Below are 19,708 nucleotides of genomic sequence, written 5' to 3'. Positions count from 1 at the left end.
CTTAATAAGTTAATAGTGTAATAGGGAATGTTCCCTGTTAAAAGGAGGAACACAATGGAATACGTAATTGAGATGAATAACATTACGAAAGTATTCCCAGGCATTGTAGCGAATGATGATATTACGCTGCAAGTAAAGCAGGGTGAGATACATGCTTTACTTGGAGAAAATGGTGCAGGGAAATCCACATTGATGAATGTACTATTTGGTTTGTACCAACCAGAGCAGGGTGAAATTAAAATTAAAGGTAAACCTGTAAAAATCACAAATCCGAATATAGCAAATGACCTTGGTATTGGAATGGTCCATCAACACTTTATGCTTGTTCATAATTTTACAGTTACAGAGAATATTATTCTCGGAAATGAACCGAAGAAAAAAGGGAAAATTGCTGTTGAGGAAGCTGCTAAAGAAATTCAAAAACTGTCTGAACAATACGGTTTATCTGTAGATCCATATGCGAAAATACAGGATATTTCAGTTGGTATGCAGCAGCGTGTTGAGATTTTGAAAACTCTTTACCGCGGTGCAGAAATTTTAATATTTGATGAACCAACAGCTGTGTTAACACCGCAAGAAATTCATGAGCTAATTCAAATTATGAAAAAGCTTGTGCAAGAAGGAAAATCTATTGTTCTTATTACACATAAGTTGAAAGAAATTATGGAAGTTTGCGATCGTTGTACGATTATTCGTAAAGGAAAAGGGATTGGAACGGTTGACGTTGCAAATACGGATGAAAATAAACTTGCAGAATTAATGGTCGGACGTCAAGTGAATTTTAAAACAGAAAAAATAGACGCGAAGCCAAAAGAAGAGGTACTTTCAATTGCAAACCTTGTTGTTCACGATGCACGTCAACTACCTGCTGTAAAAGGCCTTGACTTAACTGTTCGTGCGGGGGAAATTGTTGGGATTGCAGGGATTGATGGAAACGGACAAAGTGAATTAATAGAAGCAATTACTGGTTTACGAAAAGTTGAGTCAGGTTCTATTGCAATTAAAGGAAAAGAAATAACAAATTGGCTTGTTAGAAGAATAACAGAAGAAGGAATTGGTCATATTCCAGAAGATCGTCATAAACACGGACTCGTTCTTGATTTTTCTGTTAGAGATAATATAGTTCTGCAAACGTATTATAAAAATCCATTTTCAAAGAAAGGGATTTTAAATTTCAGCAAAATTACAGAAAAAGCAAAGGCTCTTATTGAACAGTTTGATGTGCGTACACCTAGTGAGCAAACGTTAGCACGCGCTCTATCTGGGGGGAATCAACAAAAAGCAATTATTGCACGTGAAGTAGACCGAAATCCAGATTTATTAATTGCGGCACAGCCAACACGTGGTTTAGATGTAGGAGCAATTGAATTTATTCATAAGAGATTAATAGAGCAAAGGGATAAAGGAAAAGGTGTATTACTTTTATCATTAGAGTTAGATGAAATCTTAAATGTTAGCGATCGAATTGCTGTTATTTATGAAGGGGAAATTGTAGCAATAGTTGATGCGAAAGAAACGAATGAACAACAGCTTGGATTGTTAATGGCTGGAGGAACAAAGAAGGAGCAGGTGGGTACAAATGGCTAAAAAGCTTTTAACAGAACGAACGATAAATATTTTAGTCCCAGTACTATCCGTTATTTTCGGCTTACTTGTAGGAGCGATTGTAATGCTAGTTAGTGGCTATGATCCAATTGTTGGTTATAGTGCACTTTGGACAGGAATGTTCGGCAGCGCAAGTGCGATTGGTGAAACGCTTCGTACAATGATACCGCTTATTCTTGCTGGCTTATCGGTGGCGTTTGCATTTCGTACAGGTTTATTTAATATCGGGGTAGAGGGTCAATTGTTAGTTGGTTGGCTTGCAGCGGTTTGGTTCGGTTATGCAGTCTCACTACCAGCTTTCCTTCATATTCCATTATCTATTTTATTTGCAGCATTGGTGGGCGGAATTTGGGGCTTCATTCCGGGATATTTAAAAGGGAAGTTTCAAGTGAATGAAGTTATTGTAACTATTATGATGAACTATATCGCTTTGTATGTAACGTATGACATCATTAAGCGTTTCTTACATGCGGGTAATGACAAAACGTATGATATTAAAGAGAGTGCGTCACTATCTTCAGACTGGCTTGCTTCTATTACTGATGGTTCACGTCTACACTGGGGAATTATTGTAGCAATTTTAATCGCTATTTTAATGTGGTTCTTATTAGATCGAACAACTTTAGGTTACGAAATTAAAGTCAGTAGGATTTAATCAGCATGCTTCTCAATATGCAGGTATGAAAGTTTCTCGTAATGTAGTATTCTCCATGACAATTGCTGGTGCATTTGCGGGGATTGGTGGAGCGATGGAAGGATTAGGGACATTCCAGAGTATGACAGCGATGTCTTCGTTTACAGGAGTAGGATTTGATGGGATTGCCGTAGCATTACTTGGAGGGAATAATCCGTTTGGTATAATCCTTTCAGCTTTATTATTTGGTGGTTTGAAAAGTGCTTCCCCTCAAATGAACTTTGAGGCAGATGTACCGTCAGAGCTTATTAATGTAATTATTGCATGTATCATCTTCTTTGTTGCATGTAGTTATGTGTTAAGATGGGCGCTTACACGCATGAGCAAGGAGGGGAAATAAATGAGCTTTTTAGATATATTAGCCATTCTTGTGACGGGTACGTTATATACATCGGCACCTATCATTTTCACAGCACTAGGTGGTGTATTTAGTGAACGATCGGGTGTTGTAAATATCGGATTAGAAGGACTAATGCTATTTGGTGCATTTATTGGAGTCGTTACAAACTTATTAATGGGTGATACTTGGGGAACGATGACTCCGTGGATTGCGTTACTATTTGCGGCAATTGGTAGTGGATTATTTGCATTACTTCATGCGGTAGCTTCTATTACATTCCGAGCAGATCAAGTTGTAAGTGGTGTAGCCATTAACTTCTTATCTCTTGGTTTAACAGTATTTGCAATTAAGAAGATTTTTGATAAAGGGCAGACTGACTTTATTCAGTATCGTATTGAAAAGATTGATATTCCAGGCCTTTCGGATATTCCGGTTTTAGGGAAAATATTTTTCTCAAACGTACCAATAACGTCATATATTGCCATTATTTTAGCATTCGTTGTTTGGTATGTTATTTATAAAACACCGTTCGGTCTTCGTCTACGTGCTGTTGGTGAACACCCAATGGCAGCGGATACGATGGGGATTAACGTATATAAAATGCGCTATATTGGAGTCTGTATTTCAGGAGTGTTTGCTGGAATTGGTGGAGCGATTTTTGCAATGTCAATTTCTAATAACTTCTCAGGGGCAACTATTACAGGACAAGGTTTCTTAGCTTTAGCTGCTATGATTTTTGGAAAGTGGAATCCACTAGGCGCACTAGGTGCAGCTCTATTCTTTGGTTTTGCGCAATCTCTAAGTGTAACGGGCGGAACAATCCCTGTATTAGATCAAATTCCAAGTGTTTTATTAACGATATTACCATATATATTCACAATATTAGCGCTTGTTGGTTTTGTAGGTCGTTCTGAAGCTCCGAAAGCTTTAGGAACTCCTTATGAAAAAGGAAAACGATAAGTATTTTATAAGTATAAAAAAGCTCGCACATTAGTGTGGGCTTTTTTACATAGAATATATTTAATACGGAATTTTACTATGTTCCTTACATATTAAAGTTTTTAGAAAGAATCATATGTAAGCATAATAAGGGAGAAAAGTTGATTTTTTATTTCTAAAAACTGTATATTGAAGAGGAATATTCCTATATACGTAAAGGAGGGCTATAAATGAAACTAATGGAACAACAACTACATGAGTTAGGTGGTTTGCGCGTACATATTATTCCGACTGATAAATATAAAACGAATACCTTTGTATTTCGTTTTAAAGCGCCTTTAAATGAGGAGACGGTGACAGAGCGTGCCCTATTGCCATACGTATTGCAAAGTGCGACAGAAAAATTACCTTCTGTAATTCGTCTTCGTCAATATTTAGAAGAATTATACGGATCTTCTTTAGCGGTAGATGTAAGTAAAAAAGGGGAAGACCATATTATCTCCATTTATGTAGACATTGCAAATGAAGTTTATTTACATGATGCACCACCGTTATTTGAAAAAGCGCTTTCTATGTTGTCAGATATTGTGTTACATCCAGCAACGGAGGGGAACGGTTTCCTATCTTCTATCGTAGAAAGTGAAAAAAGAGCACTGTTACAGAGAATTGAAGCTACTTATGATGATAAAATGCGTTATGCAAACGAGCGTTTAATTGAAGAAATGTGCAAAGTAGAACCGTATCGTTTAAGTGCAAATGGAAAAAAAGAGAGTGTTATGTCTATTACAAATGAAAGTTTGTATCAATATTATCAAAAGGTGTTAGCGGAAGATGAAATGGATCTATATATTATTGGTGATATTTCAGAAAACGCCGTTGATCTTGTAAGTAAGTATTTTTCTATTTCAACTCGTCCAGTGAGAGAAAGAAATGTACTCCTTCATAGACGAAATAATGAAGAAAAAGAAGTTGTTGAAAAACAAGAATTAAAACAAAGTAAATTACACATCGGTTATCGTACATTTGTCACATATAAAGATGAAGATTATTTTGCATTGCAATTGTTCAATGGATTGTTTGGTGGCTTTTCTCATTCGAAGTTATTCGTAAATGTGCGTGAAAAAAATAGTTTAGCGTACTATGCAGCATCGCGCTTTGAAAGTCATAAAGGTTTATTATTTGTTATGTCAGGAATCGAAGCGAAAAATTATGAAAAAGCAGTTGAGATTATTAAAGAACAAATGCTTGCGATGCAAAACGGAGAGTTTTCTGAAGAAGAAATACATCAAACAAAAAGTGTCATCCAAAATCAAATATTAGAGGCAATTGATACACCACGTGGCTTTGTAGAAATGCTATATCATGGTATTATTTCAGATCGTACACGTCCAGTTGAAGAATGGCTTACAGGTATAGAAAGTGTGACGAAAGAAGAAATTGTAAAAGTTGCTAAAAATATTGAACTAGATACAATTTACTTTTTACAAGGAACGGAGGGAGAGTAAATGGAGAAAATTGTTTATGAGCAATTAAAAGAAACACTTTATTATGAAAAACTTCCTAATGGATTAGATGTATACGTTTTACCGAAACAAGGATTTAATAAAACATTTGCGACGTTTACGACGAAATATGGTTCTGTAGATAATACATTTGTACCATTAGGGAAAGAAGAAATGATTCGTGTGCCTGATGGAATTGCACATTTTCTTGAGCATAAATTATTTGAAAAAGAAGATCACGATGCTTTCCAATTGTTTAGTAAACAAGGAGCATCGGCAAATGCTTTTACATCCTTTACACGAACAGCTTACCTTTTTTCATGTACTTCAAACGTAGAACAAAATTTAAATACATTGCTAAACTTCGTGCAAGAGCCTTATTTCTCTGAAAAAACGGTTGAAAAAGAGAAGGGGATAATTGGGCAAGAAATTCAAATGTATCAAGATAACCCAGATTGGCGTTTGTACTTCGGGTTAATTGATAGCTTGTTTGTAAAACACCCAATTAAAATTGATATTGCAGGGACAATCGAATCTATTAGTAAAATTACGAAAGATTTATTGTATGAATGTTATGAAACATTTTATCATCCGAGCAATATGTTATTATTTGTTGTGGGTGCAATTGATCCAGAGAAAACAATGGATTTAGTACGTGAAAATCAAGCGAAAAAAGATTATAAAAACCAGCCAGAAATTGTGCGTTCATTTGAAGAAGAACCAAATGAGGTAAATGAAAAGAAAAAAATTATTTCAATGCCTGTGCAAACACCGAAATGTTTAGTTGGTATTAAAGCGACTAATTTAAAGGAAAAGGGGCAAGCGCTTTTAAAACAAGAAATTGCGCTTACGTTACTCTTAGATTATTTATTTGGGAAAAGTTCTGTTCATTACGAAACTTTATATAATGAAGGGCTTATTGATGATTCATTCTCGTATGACTATACAGAAGAAAATAACTTCGGTTTTGCAATGGTTGGCGGTGATACGAAACAACCTGATGAATTGGCAAATCGTTTAAAAGATATTTTATTAAAAACAGATTATGATCAATTAGATGCGGCGGCATTAGAACGAGTGAAGAAAAAGAAAATTGGTGGTTTTTTACGCTCGTTGAATTCACCAGAATATATTGCAAATCAATTTACACGATACGCGTTTAATGAATCTAGCCTATTTGACGCATTGACTGTATTAGAAGGACTAACCGTTCAAGACTTACAAGAAGTAGCGAAATTATTGTTATCAGAAGACAAAATGAGTATTTGTCAGGTGTTACCGAAAAAATAAAATTAAAAAGATACCCTCATCTTATCATTGAAAAATTGTAAGATGAGGGTATTATTTAGTTATGTGAAAATTGAACTTGTAGAGATAAGAGAGGGACTTTATGAAAAAGTATGCGTTAGTAACTGGAGGGAGCGGAGGAATTGGCTCTGCTATTTCGAAACAATTAATTCAAGATGGATATACAGTTTATGTTCATTACAATAACAGTGAAGAAAAGGTATTGGAATTGCAGAAGGCATGGGGAGAAGTTGTCCCTGTTCAAGCGAATTTAGCTTCTAGTGATGGAGCAGAGCAATTGTGGGGACAAATTGAACATCCTATTGATGTTATTGTATACGCAGCTGGGAAGAGTATTTTTGGACTAGTAACAGATGTAACAAACGATGAATTGGATTATATGGTAGAACTTCAAGTGAAGAACGTATATAAATTACTTTCTATGGCACTTCCGCCTATGATCGGGAGAAGAAGTGGTAATATTGTAATTGTTTCATCTATATGGGGACAAATAGGGGCTTCTTGTGAAGTGCTTTATTCAATGGTAAAAGGGGCACAAAATTCATATGTGAAAGCTTTAGCGAAAGAAGTTTCTTTAAGTGGATTACGTGTGAATGCAGTAGCACCAGGAGCAATTGAAACGGAAATGTTAAGTGTTTTTTCTGAAGAAGATAAAATGGGAATTGCAGAAGATATACCATTAGGTAGAATAGGATTACCAGAAGAAGTAGCGAAAACAGTTTCATTCCTCGTATCACCAGGAGCGTCTTACATAACTGGACAAATTATCGGAGTGAATGGCGGTTGGCACTGCTAAAAAATTCTTACATAAAAAATGAATAGTTGCACAAATTAAGGATGATTTTATTACTCAATAGTGAGGTGCTTAATTATGTCAGTATTAGATAATTTTGATCAGTGGAAGAGCTTTTTAGGAGAACGTTTAGAGCAAGCGCAAGACAAAGGTTTAGATGGCGGTGCGGTATCAGATATGGCGTTTCGTGTTGGCGACTATCTTGCTAATGAAGTAGAAGGACGCAATGACCAAGAGAAATTATTAGCTGAGCTTTGGAAAGTTGCTGATGAACAGGAGCAACATACAATTGCAAATTTAATGGTTAAGTTCGTACAACCATAAGTAAAAGTAGAGAGGAGATTCTCCTCTCTACTTTTTTTGTATAATAATTACACAGGGTAGATTATACATTTAGCTTCCCTATTAAGGTGAAATCATATAATATAGTACGTAGGTGTAAAGTAAGCAAGGGGAGTGATCTTGGATGATTGAATGGTATTTTGAATATGAAATACATAAAAACCGACCTGGCTTGCTTGGTGACGTTTCTTCGTTAATCGGTATGCTCGGCATTAATATTGTCACAATTAATGGTGTAGATAATGCACGACGTGGGTTACTTCTTATGTGTGATAATCAAGAGCAAATCTCTAGACTTGAATCAATTTTAAATACGATGGATAACATAACGGTAACGAAATATCGTCCGCCCAAGCTAAGAGATAAGCTAGCGGTTAGACATGGTAGGTACATACAACGAGATGCAGATGATAAGAAAACATTTCGATTTGTGCGTGATGAATTAGGCCTACTTGTAGACTTTATGGCAGAAATTATGAAAAAAGAAGGCCATAAACTAATTGGGATACGCGGAATGCCTCGTGTCGGAAAAACAGAATCCATTGTTGCTGCAAGTGTTTGTGCAAATAAAAGGTGGTTATTTGTATCATCTACTCTTATTAAGCAAACTGTTCGTAGTCAATTAATTGAAGATGAGTATAGCGATGACAATATTTTCATCCTAGATGGAATTGTGTCAACGAAGCGTGCTAACGAAAGACATTGGCAGCTCGTTCGTGAAATTATGAGATTGCCTGCAACGAAAGTTGTGGAACATCCTGATGTATTTGTGAGTCAGTCAGAATACACATTGGATGATTTTGATTATATTATCGAGTTGCGTAACGATTATGATGAAGAAATTCAATATAATTTAGTAGATGAAATTGAGCAAGGTACGCAAAATAATTTCTCTATGTTTGACTTTTAAAGAAATATTGAGGTGTTAGTAGTGACGGAATTGGGACAAAAGCTGAAAGAAGCAAGAGAAGCGAAAGGCTTGTCTATTGATCAGCTGCATGAGATTACAAAAATTCAAAAACGCCATTTAGTGGCAATTGAAGAAGGCAATTATGATGTATTGCCAGGAGCTTTTTATGCGCGTGCATTCATTAAACAATACGCAGATGCGGTTGGATTAAATGGAGAGGAACTGCTCGTAGAACATCAGAGTACGATACCACAATCTGAAAAGCGTGAAGTTCCACAAGTATCAACGGGACAAAAAACACAAGAAACAATGCAAAAATCTTCATCATGGCCAATTGCAGATCACATGCCGAAAATCTTAGTTGCGCTGTTAGTGATCGCAGTTGGAGTGGTAATCTGGTTTGTGTTTCAAGCGTTAACTGGAAAAGATGATGAAAAAGTTCCGAGTGCTCAAAGTGAGAAAATTGAAGTTCAAAAAGCGAAAGATTCTCCGTTAGATACGAAGAAAGATGAAGTGAAAGCGGAAGAGCCAAAAAAAGAGGAACCAAAGAAAGAAGAACCAAAGAAAGAGGAGCAACCAGCACAACCAACTGGACAGCAAGAAGTGAAAGTAGTTGGAACAACTGGAAAGGTATCTACTTTGGAAATTCATAATAATAAAACATTAGAACTGGAATTATCGGGTAAAGGTGCGAGTTATGTAGATGTTAAAGATGATGCTGGGAATGTGATTCTAAACGCTACAGTACAAGAGGGCCAAATAGAAAAACGTGATGTATCAACATTAAAAGAAGTGCGACTTAATATTGGAAATGCAACGAATGTTGAAGTTAAACTGAATGGCCAAGTGGTCGCTTATCCATTGGATCCAGAAAAAGAACTTCACCAAAGATTGGTGATAAAAAACCAAGGGATAGAGCAACCTGCACAATAACAGTCATCGCTTCGATGACTTTTTTTCGATGAACAAATGTTTTTGATATGATGGAGGAATAGCTGTGAATTTACCAAATAAAATTACAATATCTAGAATCTTCTTAATTCCAATTTTTATGGTAATTATGTTAGCACCCTTTGATTGGGGTTCATACAAAATTGGTGATGTTGATTTACCGATTCAACATTTAGTGGGGGCACTTATCTTTATCATTGCTTCAGCTACAGATTGGATTGATGGACATTACGCAAGAAAATATAATCTTGTAACGAATTTAGGGAAGTTTCTTGACCCGTTAGCTGATAAATTACTTGTTTCGGCAGCACTTATTACATTGGTAGAGATGCAATATGTACCGGCTTGGATTGTTATTGTAATTATCAGTCGTGAGTTTGCGGTAACTGGTTTACGTCTTGTACTTGCTGGAACAGGGGAAGTAGTTGCAGCAAACCAGCTAGGAAAAATTAAGACATGGACACAAATTATTGCGATTGCAGCATATTTATTACACGATGTACCTTTAAATTTAATCCATATTCCAGTTGCGGATATCTTCATATGGATTGCATTAATCTTTACTGTTATTTCAGGATGGGATTATTTCTGGAAAAATAGAGCTGCTTTTGTAAACTCAAAATAGAAGTTTATGGGGGAATTGGGATGAATGCTGAGATTATTGCGGTTGGAACTGAATTATTACTTGGACAAATTGCAAATACAAATGCCCAGTTTTTATCTGAAAAGTTAGCTTCAATCGGAATTAACGTGTACTATCATACTGTTGTTGGTGATAATAATAAGCGATTGCAAAAGGCGATTGAAGCTGCGGAAGAACGTGCTGATATACTTATTTTTACAGGTGGATTAGGACCGACAAAAGATGATTTAACGAAAGAAACGATAGCTGCTAGTTTAGATGAAGAGCTTGTGTATGATGAAAAGGCATTAGCCTTAATAAGTAATTACTTTAAGCGTACAGGCCGTGAATTTACGGAGAATAATAAAAAGCAAGCGCTCGTTTTAAATGGAGCAACAGTATTTGCAAATGACCACGGTATGGCGCCGGGTATGGGGGTAAATAAGAACCGGAAAAGTTATATTTTATTACCAGGGCCGCCAAAAGAAATGAAACCAATGTATGTAAGTTACGTAGAGCCTTTTTTACGTAATTTTACAACAGGAGAAAACATTTATTCTCGTGTGCTTCGTTTCTTCGGCATTGGGGAGTCCCAATTAGAGGTGAAAGTTCAAGATTTAATTGATGGACAAACAAACCCAACAATTGCCCCGTTAGCAAATGATGGAGAAGTGACATTACGTTTAACCGCTAAGCATCAAAATGTTAGCGAAGCGGAGAAACTAATTCAACATGTGGAAGATTTGATTTTAGAAAGAGTAGGAGAATTTTTCTACGGATATGACCAAGAATTTTTGCATTATAAGGCAATCGAGTTATTGAAGAGAAAAGGGTTAACTTTAGCGTGTGCAGAAAGTTTAACAGGTGGTCTTTTTGGAAATCAAGTAACTGAAAACGCTGGTGTTTCTTCTGTGTTTAAAGGCGGTGTCATTTGTTATCATAATGATGTGAAGCAATATGTTTTACGTGTGCCTGAAGAAGTGTTGCATACTGATGGTGCAGTTAGTAAAGAATGTGCTCGTTATCTTGCTGAAAATGTTAAGGATGTACTAAAAGCGGATATTGGAATTAGTTTCACTGGGGTAGCAGGGCCAGATGCTTCAGAACAGAAAGAACCAGGAACAGTATTTGTTGGGCTTTCGATTAAGGATGAACCAACTGTAGTCTTTCCTCTTAATTTAAGCGGAAGTCGTCAACAAATTAGAGAACGAACAGCAAAATATGGATTTTATCATTTATATAAAAAGCTAGAAGAGATATAAGTTTCTTCTAGTTTTTTTACGGTTAAATTTAGATATTATTTGATAGAAAATAAAAAAATCGAATAAATGTTCGATTTTTGTTGGCAAATTGAATTGAAAATAGGTATAATAAGATTAGCAATTCAGTTAAGGAGGAATTTTGAATGAGTGATCGTCAAGCAGCGTTAGATATGGCGTTAAAACAAATAGAGAAGCAATTCGGTAAAGGTTCAATTATGAAATTAGGAGAACAAGCGGAGCGTAGAGTTTCTACGGTTTCTAGTGGTTCTTTAGCACTTGATGTGGCACTAGGGGTAGGCGGATATCCACGTGGCCGTATTATCGAAATTTACGGACCTGAAAGTTCAGGTAAAACGACAGTTTCATTACATGCAATTGCAGAAGTACAACGTCAAGGTGGACAAGCAGCATTCATCGATGCGGAGCACGCAATGGATCCTGTATATGCACAAAAATTAGGCGTTAACATAGATGAATTACTATTATCACAGCCTGATACAGGGGAGCAAGGATTAGAAATCGCGGAAGCACTTGTACGAAGTGGTGCGGTTGACATTATCGTAATTGACTCTGTAGCAGCTCTTGTACCGAAAGCAGAGATTGAAGGCGACATGGGTGACTCACACGTAGGTTTACAAGCACGTTTAATGTCACAAGCACTTCGTAAGCTTTCAGGAGCAATCAACAAATCAAAAACAATTGCAATCTTTATTAACCAAATTCGTGAAAAAGTTGGGGTTATGTTCGGAAACCCAGAAACAACTCCAGGTGGTCGTGCGTTGAAATTCTATTCAACTGTTCGTCTTGAAGTGCGTCGTGCGGAGCAATTAAAGCAAGGTAACGACATCGTTGGTAATAAAACAAAAGTAAAAGTAGTGAAAAATAAAGTAGCACCACCATTCCGTGTTGCTGAAGTTGATATTATGTACGGAGAAGGTATTTCAAGAGAAGGTGAAATCTTGGATATGGCTTCTGAGCTTGATATCGTTCAAAAGAGCGGTGCTTGGTATTCTTATAATGAAGAACGCCTAGGACAAGGTCGTGAAAATTCGAAGCAGTTCTTAAAAGAAAATACAGATTTAAGAGAAGAAATTGCTTTCTTTATTCGTGAGCATCACGGAATTAGTGAAGATTCTGGTGCTGAGGGCGCAGAAGATTCAACTCTTCTTGATTAAAAAAATAAAAGACACGGCCTCGTGTCTTTTATTTTTTTATCTACTATTAAGGAGCATAATACTATAGATAAAAAATATTTTTTTACTTCAAATGCGTTGTGTAAAGAGGGATATATAAATATTTTAAGTAAAAGAAATGGGAATTACTAAGGTTTTCCAGTATAGTAGGCTCCTTACTTTTAAAATTTAGGTCACATTCAAGGCTGAAGGCAAAGAAAGTAAAAGTAGACAACGCTTGACAATGAAAATTACGATAGATACAATGAGAATGTATATTTTTTCTTATATACAATATACTCTTCTCAAGAAGAGAAGTAATATTCGGAGTAAGGTTTAAATCTTACCGAAATAATAATATGACATTTTAATTGTGAAATGAAGAAAGTCCCTTAAAAAAGCGGGACGACGGTCTTTGCTGTATGTTGTAATTCAATGTACATGCCGACAGTCTTTTTTCATTCATAGCAAGGGGAGGTGAAATCATGACGAGTACAGTTTGGATACTCATCTCCATTTTGCTTGCAACAGTCGGTGCAGTTGTTGGCTTTTTTGTTCGAAAGTCTATTGCTGAAGCGAAGATTAATGGTGCGGCTAATGAAGCGAGACGTATTTTAGACGGGGCGAATCGTGATGCTGAAGCACTTAAGAAAGAAGCGCTTTTAGAAGCAAAGGATGAAATTCATACACTTCGTACAGAAGCTGAATTAGAAATTCGTGACCGTAGAAGCGAATTACAAAAACAAGAAAATCGTTTAATGCAAAAAGAAGAGAACCTTGATCGTAAAGACGAAACGCTCGATAAACGCGAGCAACAGTTAGAGAAGAAAGAGGAATCTCTTGTAGCGAGACAACAACAGATTGAAGAGTTGGAAAGCAAAGTGGGAGAGTTAGTTCAAAAGCAACAAACAGAATTAGAGCGCATTTCCAATCTGACACGCGAACAAGCGAAAGCAATTATTCTTGGTAAAGTAGAAAGTGAAGTTTCTCATGAAATCGCTGTTATGGTAAAAGAGAGTGAAGTTCGCGCGAAAGAAGAAGCGGATAAGAAAGCAAAAGAGATTTTATCTCTTGCAATGCAAAGATGTGCAGCTGATCATGTTGCTGAAACAACCGTTTCGGTTGTAAATCTTCCAAATGACGAAATGAAGGGACGTATTATCGGGCGTGAAGGTCGTAATATTCGTACGTTAGAAACGTTAACGGGTATTGACTTAATTATCGATGATACACCAGAGGCAGTAATCCTTTCTGGATTCGACCCAATTCGTCGTGAAACAGCTCGTATCGCTCTTGATAAACTAGTACAGGACGGACGTATTCACCCAGCGCGTATTGAAGAGATGGTCGAAAAATCAAGACGTGAAGTGGACGAGTATATTCGCGAAGTCGGAGAGCAAACAACGTTTGAAGTGGGTGTTCATGGATTACATCCAGATTTAATTAAAATTTTAGGTCGTTTAAAATACCGTACAAGTTATGGTCAAAACGTCTTAAAACACTCTATGGAAGTTGCATATTTAACTGGACTTATGGCGGCAGAGCTTGGCGAGGATGAAAAACTAGCAAGACGTGCAGGTCTATTACATGATATCGGAAAAGCGATTGACCATGAAGTAGAAGGAAGCCACGTTGAAATTGGTGTTGAACTTGCAACGAAATATAAAGAGCATCCTGTAGTTATAAACAGTATCGCATCTCACCATGGTGACACAGAACCAACTTCTATCATTGCAGTTTTAGTTGCAGCAGCAGATGCTTTATCAGCTGCAAGACCGGGAGCTCGTAGTGAAACACTTGAAAACTATATTCGTCGTCTTGAAAAGTTAGAAGAGATTTCAGAGTCTTATGAAGGCGTTGAAAAGTCATTTGCAATTCAAGCAGGACGTGAAGTTCGTATTTTGGTAAAACCAGATACAATCGATGACTTAGAAGCTCATCGTTTAGCTCGTGATATCCGAAAACGTATTGAAAATGAACTGGATTACCCAGGACATATTAAAGTAACTGTTATTCGTGAAACACGTGCAGTGGAATACGCAAAATAAAGTGGTGAAACACCACTTTATTTTTTTGTGTTGGAATTGGATAAAATAAAGACAGTTAGTTATATAGTATAAAAGTGAAACAAACTTATAATAAACATATTATAAGGAATTTACTTGATGCTATAGCAATAAAAAATGCAGTACATAGAAAGGGTAAGACATATGAGAATATTATTTGTTGGGGATGTAGTAGGATCTCCTGGTAGAGGTATGATTCAACAATACGTACCGGCATTAAAGAAAAAATATACACCTACAGTAACAATCATTAATGGAGAAAACGCAGCAGGTGGCCGTGGGATTACAGAAAAAATATATCGAAATTTTTTAGAATGTGGGGCGCAAGCAGTTACACTTGGAAACCACGCTTGGGATAATCGTGAAGTATTTGAATTCATCGATGATGCAAAATATCTTGCAAGACCAGCTAACTTCCCAGAAGGAACTCCAGGAAAAGGACTTATCTTTGTGAACTGTAATGGAACAGAAGTTGCAGTTATTAACTTACAAGGACGTACTTTCCTTCCTCCGATTGATTGTCCATTCCGTAAAGTGGATGAATTAATTAATATTGCGAAAAAACGTACGAATATTATCTTTGTTGACTTCCATGCGGAAACTACAAGTGAAAAACAAGCGCTAGGTTGGTATGTAGATGGACGTGCTACAGCAGTAGTAGGTACGCATACGCATGTCCCTACAGCAGATAACCGTATTTTACCAAGCGGAACGGCATACATTACAGATGTTGGAATGACAGGGCCGTATGATGGAATATTAGGTATGGATAGAGAAGCAGTATTGAAGAAGTTTTTAACAAACTTACCAGTACGATTTGAAGTAACAAATGGTAGAACGCAATTAAGTGCAGTGTTAATTGATGTGGATCCAAATACAGGAAAAGCAAAGAAAATTGAACGTATTTTAATTAATGACGATCAACCATTTTTTGAGTAAATTCCCGTTAAATTTTAGATAAGTTATTATATTTTAATTTTTTAGAAAAATTACGAAAATTTAGCAGGAATACGCGCCATTCCTCGTGAATATAAGTTAAAGTGAAATAATTGCTAATACTTTTTAAAGAAACGAGGAGGAAACGCGGAATGGAAATATTAAAAGTTAAAGCAACGTCGGTCCCTAATTCTGTAGCTGGTGCACTTGCAGGTGTTATTCGCGAACGCGGAACAGCAGAAATTCAAGCTATTGGTGCAGGTGCATTGAACCAAGCGGTAAAGGCAGTAGCAATCGCAAGAGGATTTGTAGCGCCTAGTGGTTTGGACCTGATTTGTATCCCAGCGTTTACAGATATTATGATTGATGGCGAAGAGCGTACAGCAATAAAATTAATTGTAGAACCTCGTTAAGTTTTAAACAACCTGTTTGCAGTATGCAAACAGGTTGTTTTTATAATGGAGGAATGAAAATGAAAATTTTTGATGCTCATTGTGACGTGCTTCTTCAGTTATGGAGTGCACAAGGGAAAAGGAATTTTAACGATGATTCACAATTACATATTACATTTGAACAGTTAAAGAGAAGAAAAGGAAGTATACAATGTTTTGCTATATATGTACCAGAAACAGTGGCATATGAAAACCGATTTGAAGCAGCATTACAAATGGTAGATATTTTTTATAATGAAATTTTATCCCTACCAGGTGTAAAGTTTATTCAGACAAAAGATGATATTAACATGTTAAAACAGGACGAGGTTGGAGCGATATTAACACTAGAAGGATGCGAAGCAATTGGAAAAGAAGCAATGAAATTACGGTTGTTGTATCGCCTAGGAGTACGTTCTTTTGGACTAACATGGAATTATGCCAATCTCTTAGCTGATGGTGCGCTAGAGACACGTGGGGCGGGTTTAACGAATTTTGGTAAACAGGTTGTACAAGAACTGAATGCGCTACATGTATGGACTGATGTGTCTCATCTGAATGAAAGAAGTTTTTGGGATGTTATAGAGATTGCCAAAAATCCTATTGCTTCCCACTCAAATTGTATGAAACTTTGCGAGCACCCACGTAATTTAAACGATGAACAACTTAAAGCTCTTATAAAGAAAAATGGCATGATCGGTGTCACTTTTGTACCGCAGTTTCTAACGAATGAAAATGAAGCAAATATAACAGATATAGTAAGACATATCGAATATATTTGTTCATTAGGTGGAGAGTACAATATAGGATTTGGTTCAGATTTTGATGGGATTTTAGAAACAGTTGTAAATGTATCAGTTTATCGAGATTATGAAAATGTAATGAATGAGCTTTGTAAACACTATGCTGCATCTACTGTAGAACGATTTTTATATGATAATTTTGTAGAACATATGAGTTTTTAAGTTTTGGTTTAAAATTCAGAAAAATTAAAATTAATTCATTTGATTTTATTGCTTTTTTTAAGACCTAATACTAGAATGAAAAACAAAATAGCTTTATACTAAAGATTCAGGGAAATCAGAAGAGGCATAATTTGCGTCCGTTGTAGTTTATTTGCATAAAAAATGCTAAACTATTACTGTAAAAAAATACACTACAATGAATGCAGCCAAAAGGGGTGTAGGAGATGATTAGTCAACTTTCATGGAAAGTTGGAGGCCAACAAGGTGAAGGAATTGAAAGTACAGGAGAAATCTTCTGTATTGCATTAAACCGATTAGGATATTACCTATACGGTTACCGCCACTTCTCATCACGTATAAAAGGCGGCCATACAAATAATAAAATTCGTGTAAGTACAACAGAAGTACGAGCGATCTCAGATGATTTAGATATTTTAATTGCTTTTGACCAAGAAACAATTGATTTTAATTTCCACGAACTACGTCCAGGTGGAATTGTAGTTGCGGATGCGAAATTTAATCCAACAATACCTGACAATACAGATGTAAATCTATATGTGATACCGTTTACAGATATTGCTTCAGAATTAGGCACATCATTAATGAAAAACATGGTTGCTGTTGGAGCGTCAAGTGCAGTATTAGGATTAGATGAAACAGCTTATTTAGATGTTGTTGAAGAAATCTTTGGTCGTAAAGGAGAGCAAGTCGTTCAAAAGAATATGGATGCAATTAAACGTGGCTCTCAATATATGAAAGAATTACTAGGTGAGAAAGTAAACATGATGCAGCTTGAAAAAGCTGATGGTAAAAAACGCATGTTTATGATTGGGAACGATGCAATCGCATTTGGTGCGGTAGCTGGTGGTGCTCGTTTTATGTCAGCATACCCAATCACACCTGCATCAGAAATTATGGAATACTTAATTAAAAAATTACCGAAAGTTGGCGGAACAGTAATCCAAACTGAGGATGAAATCGCAGCTTGTACAATGGCAATCGGTGCAAACTATGCTGGTGTTCGTACATTAACGGCATCTGCTGGTCCAGGTCTTTCATTAATGATGGAAGCAATCGGTTTAGCAGGTATTACAGAAACGCCATTAGTAATTGTTGATACACAACGTGGCGGCCCAAGTACAGGATTACCAACTAAGCAAGAACAGTCTGACTTAATGGCGATGATTTACGGTACGCATGGTGAAATTCCAAAAATCGTAATGGCGCCAAGTACAGTTGAAGAAGCTTTCTATGACATTGTAGAAGCATTTAACTTATCTGAAGAATATCAAGTTCCTGTTATTTTCTTAACAGATTTACAGCTTTCTTTAGGAAAACAAACAGTAGAACCACTTAAATTAGATAAAGTGGAAATTCGTCGTGGTAAGCTTGATTTAGAAGTAGAATTACCAGAACGTGAAAATAAAGCATACTTCAAGCGTTATGAAGTAACAGAAGACGGCGTTTCACCACGTGTTTTACCTGGTATGAAAAATGGTGTTCACCATGTTACAGGTGTAGAACATGATGAAACTGGAAAACCATCGGAATCAGCAATAAACCGTAAAGATCAAATGGACAAACGTTTCCGTAAAATGGAGAACTTGAAGTTTAATACCCCTGTTTATAAAAATGTTAAGCATGAAGAAGCAGACGTATTGCTTGTTGGATTTAACTCAACTCGTGGTGCGATCGAAGAGGCAATGACGCGTTTAGAACAAGAGGGTATGAAAGTAAACCATGCTCATGTGCGTTTAATTCACCCGTTCCCAACAGCTGAAATCGATCCACTTGTGAAAAAGGCGAAGCGTGTTGTAGTAGTAGAAAACAATGCAACAGGTCAGCTTGCTAACATTATGAAAATGAATCTTGGTAATGGTGAGAAAATTTCTAGTCTTTTAAAATATGATGGAAACCCATTCTTGCCGAAAGAGATTTACAACGAATGCAAAAAAGGGGTTGTATTAAATGGCAACATTTAAGGACTTTCGTAACAGTGTAAAGCCAAACTGGTGCCCAGGTTGCGGAGACTTCTCAGTGCAAGCTGCAATTCAACGTGCGGCAGCTAACGTTGGCCTAAATCCAGATGAACTTGCTGTTATTTCTGGTATCGGCTGTTCAGGCCGTATTTCAGGTTATATTAATTCATATGGTGTGCATAGTATTCATGGTCGTGCCCTTCCAATTGCGCAAGGTGTGAAAATGGCAAATCGTGATTTAACAGTTATCGCTTCAGGTGGTGACGGTGATGGATTTGCGATTGGTATGGGTCATACAATCCATTCTATTCGTCGTAATATCGACATTACGTACATCGTAATGGATAACCAAATTTACGGATTAACAAAAGGGCAAACTTCACCACGTAGTGAAGCTGGATTTAAAACGAAAAGCACACCACAAGGTTCAATTGAACCATCACTAAATGTAATGGAAATGGCCTTAACAGCTGGTGCGACATTTGTGGCGCAAAGCTTTTCGAGTGATTTAAAAGAATTAACACAAATTATTGAAGCTGGTATTAACCATAAAGGATTTTCATTAATTAACGTATTTAGCCCATGTGTTACTTACAATAAAGTAAATACTTACGATTGGTTTAAAGAGAATTTAACGAAACTAAGCACAGTAGAGGGATATGATCCATCTAATCGCATGATGGCTATGCAAACTTTAATGGAAAATAACGGTTTAGTAACAGGGTTAATTTATCAAAATACTAAGCAACCATCATATCAAGAACTTGTTAAAGGCTATAGTGAAGAGCCTTTAGTGAAATCTGATTTAAATATGGATCAGAAAATGTTTGATGAGCTTGTTGCTGAATTTATGTAATGTAAGAAGAGGAGGTTGCCGATTTGGTAACCTTT

General features: G+C 36.4%; 17 protein-coding genes and 1 pseudogene. All 18 read left to right on the top strand.

Annotation, left to right across the window (positions count from 1 at the left end; genetic code table 11):
* Positions 1 to 54: 54 nt before the first annotated feature.
* The 18 genes and pseudogenes from BC_RS18895 (at position 55) to BC_RS18810 (ending at position 19,673) form a co-directional block, all read left to right on the top strand.
* Entirely contained in the window at positions 55 to 1,587 is a 1,533-nt protein-coding gene (locus tag BC_RS18895) for an ABC transporter ATP-binding protein (RefSeq protein WP_000456912.1), read from the top strand.
* Positions 1,580 to 2,639 (top strand): annotated as a pseudogene (locus tag BC_RS18890) (ABC transporter permease). The gene BC_RS18895 and the pseudogene BC_RS18890 overlap by 8 nt, the downstream one beginning before the upstream one ends.
* Entirely contained in the window at positions 2,640 to 3,599 is a 960-nt protein-coding gene (locus BC_RS18885) for an ABC transporter permease (RefSeq protein ID WP_000008856.1), read from the top strand. It begins immediately after the preceding pseudogene.
* A 209-nt stretch (positions 3,600 to 3,808) separates the two neighbouring features.
* On the top strand, positions 3,809 to 5,083 hold the full coding sequence (gene yfmF / locus BC_RS18880) for an EF-P 5-aminopentanol modification-associated protein YfmF (RefSeq protein WP_000772418.1): 1,275 nt from the start codon (positions 3,809 to 3,811) through the stop codon (positions 5,081 to 5,083).
* Positions 5,084 to 6,370 (top strand): EF-P 5-aminopentanol modification-associated protein YfmH, encoded by a 1,287-nt coding sequence (gene yfmH / locus BC_RS18875; RefSeq protein WP_000411976.1) that lies wholly within the window; start codon positions 5,084 to 5,086, stop codon positions 6,368 to 6,370.
* A gap of 100 nt (positions 6,371 to 6,470) precedes the next feature.
* Positions 6,471 to 7,184, top strand: a complete 714-nt coding sequence (gene ymfI, locus BC_RS18870) for an elongation factor P 5-aminopentanone reductase (protein ID WP_000759609.1) — start codon at positions 6,471 to 6,473, stop codon at positions 7,182 to 7,184.
* Positions 7,185 to 7,259: 75 nt separating this feature from the next.
* Positions 7,260 to 7,505, top strand: a complete 246-nt coding sequence (locus BC_RS18865; RefSeq protein ID WP_000114451.1) for a DUF3243 domain-containing protein — start codon at positions 7,260 to 7,262, stop codon at positions 7,503 to 7,505.
* 142 nt (positions 7,506 to 7,647) lie between these two features.
* Entirely contained in the window at positions 7,648 to 8,433 is a 786-nt protein-coding gene (locus BC_RS18860; RefSeq protein ID WP_000574107.1) for a DUF3388 domain-containing protein, read from the top strand.
* Positions 8,434 to 8,454: 21 nt separating this feature from the next.
* On the top strand, positions 8,455 to 9,366 hold the full coding sequence (locus BC_RS18855) for a helix-turn-helix domain-containing protein (protein ID WP_000137461.1): 912 nt from the start codon (positions 8,455 to 8,457) through the stop codon (positions 9,364 to 9,366).
* A 64-nt stretch (positions 9,367 to 9,430) separates the two neighbouring features.
* On the top strand, positions 9,431 to 10,009 hold the full coding sequence (gene pgsA / locus BC_RS18850; protein WP_001052967.1) for a CDP-diacylglycerol--glycerol-3-phosphate 3-phosphatidyltransferase: 579 nt from the start codon (positions 9,431 to 9,433) through the stop codon (positions 10,007 to 10,009).
* Between the two features lie 20 nt (positions 10,010 to 10,029).
* The gene (locus tag BC_RS18845) at positions 10,030 to 11,268 is read left to right on the top strand and encodes a competence/damage-inducible protein A (protein WP_000990694.1); all 1,239 of its coding nucleotides are present in this window, start codon (positions 10,030 to 10,032) and stop codon (positions 11,266 to 11,268) included.
* A 143-nt stretch (positions 11,269 to 11,411) separates the two neighbouring features.
* Positions 11,412 to 12,443, top strand: coding sequence for a recombinase RecA (gene recA / locus BC_RS18840; RefSeq protein ID WP_001283860.1), 1,032 nt, complete (start codon positions 11,412 to 11,414; stop codon positions 12,441 to 12,443).
* A 482-nt stretch (positions 12,444 to 12,925) separates the two neighbouring features.
* A complete protein-coding gene (gene rny / locus BC_RS18835; protein ID WP_000204912.1) occupies positions 12,926 to 14,488 on the top strand; it encodes a ribonuclease Y in 1,563 nt (520 codons plus the stop codon).
* A 162-nt stretch (positions 14,489 to 14,650) separates the two neighbouring features.
* Positions 14,651 to 15,445: a TIGR00282 family metallophosphoesterase gene (locus BC_RS18830; RefSeq protein WP_001221095.1), complete on the top strand. Its 795-nt coding sequence runs from the start codon at positions 14,651 to 14,653 to the stop codon at positions 15,443 to 15,445.
* 149 nt (positions 15,446 to 15,594) lie between these two features.
* Positions 15,595 to 15,855 carry a stage V sporulation protein SpoVS gene (spoVS, locus tag BC_RS18825; RefSeq protein WP_000404341.1) on the top strand — a complete coding sequence of 87 codons (261 nt, stop codon included), beginning with the start codon at positions 15,595 to 15,597 and terminating at the stop codon, positions 15,853 to 15,855.
* Positions 15,856 to 15,914: 59 nt separating this feature from the next.
* Positions 15,915 to 16,838 (top strand): dipeptidase, encoded by a 924-nt coding sequence (locus BC_RS18820; protein ID WP_000688045.1) that lies wholly within the window; start codon positions 15,915 to 15,917, stop codon positions 16,836 to 16,838.
* Between the two features lie 224 nt (positions 16,839 to 17,062).
* A complete protein-coding gene (locus BC_RS18815) occupies positions 17,063 to 18,820 on the top strand; it encodes a 2-oxoacid:acceptor oxidoreductase subunit alpha (protein ID WP_000625418.1) in 1,758 nt (585 codons plus the stop codon).
* Entirely contained in the window at positions 18,807 to 19,673 is an 867-nt protein-coding gene (locus BC_RS18810) for a 2-oxoacid:ferredoxin oxidoreductase subunit beta (protein ID WP_000190155.1), read from the top strand. Before BC_RS18815 ends, BC_RS18810 begins: the two co-directional genes overlap by 14 nt.
* Positions 19,674 to 19,708 lie beyond the last annotated feature (35 nt).

This window comes from Bacillus cereus ATCC 14579 (assembly GCF_000007825.1).
Taxonomy (GTDB): Bacteria; Bacillota; Bacilli; order Bacillales; family Bacillaceae_G; genus Bacillus_A; species Bacillus_A cereus.
Note: the sequence above shows the minus strand (reverse complement) of the source record. Positions and strands in the feature narration are given on the sequence as shown.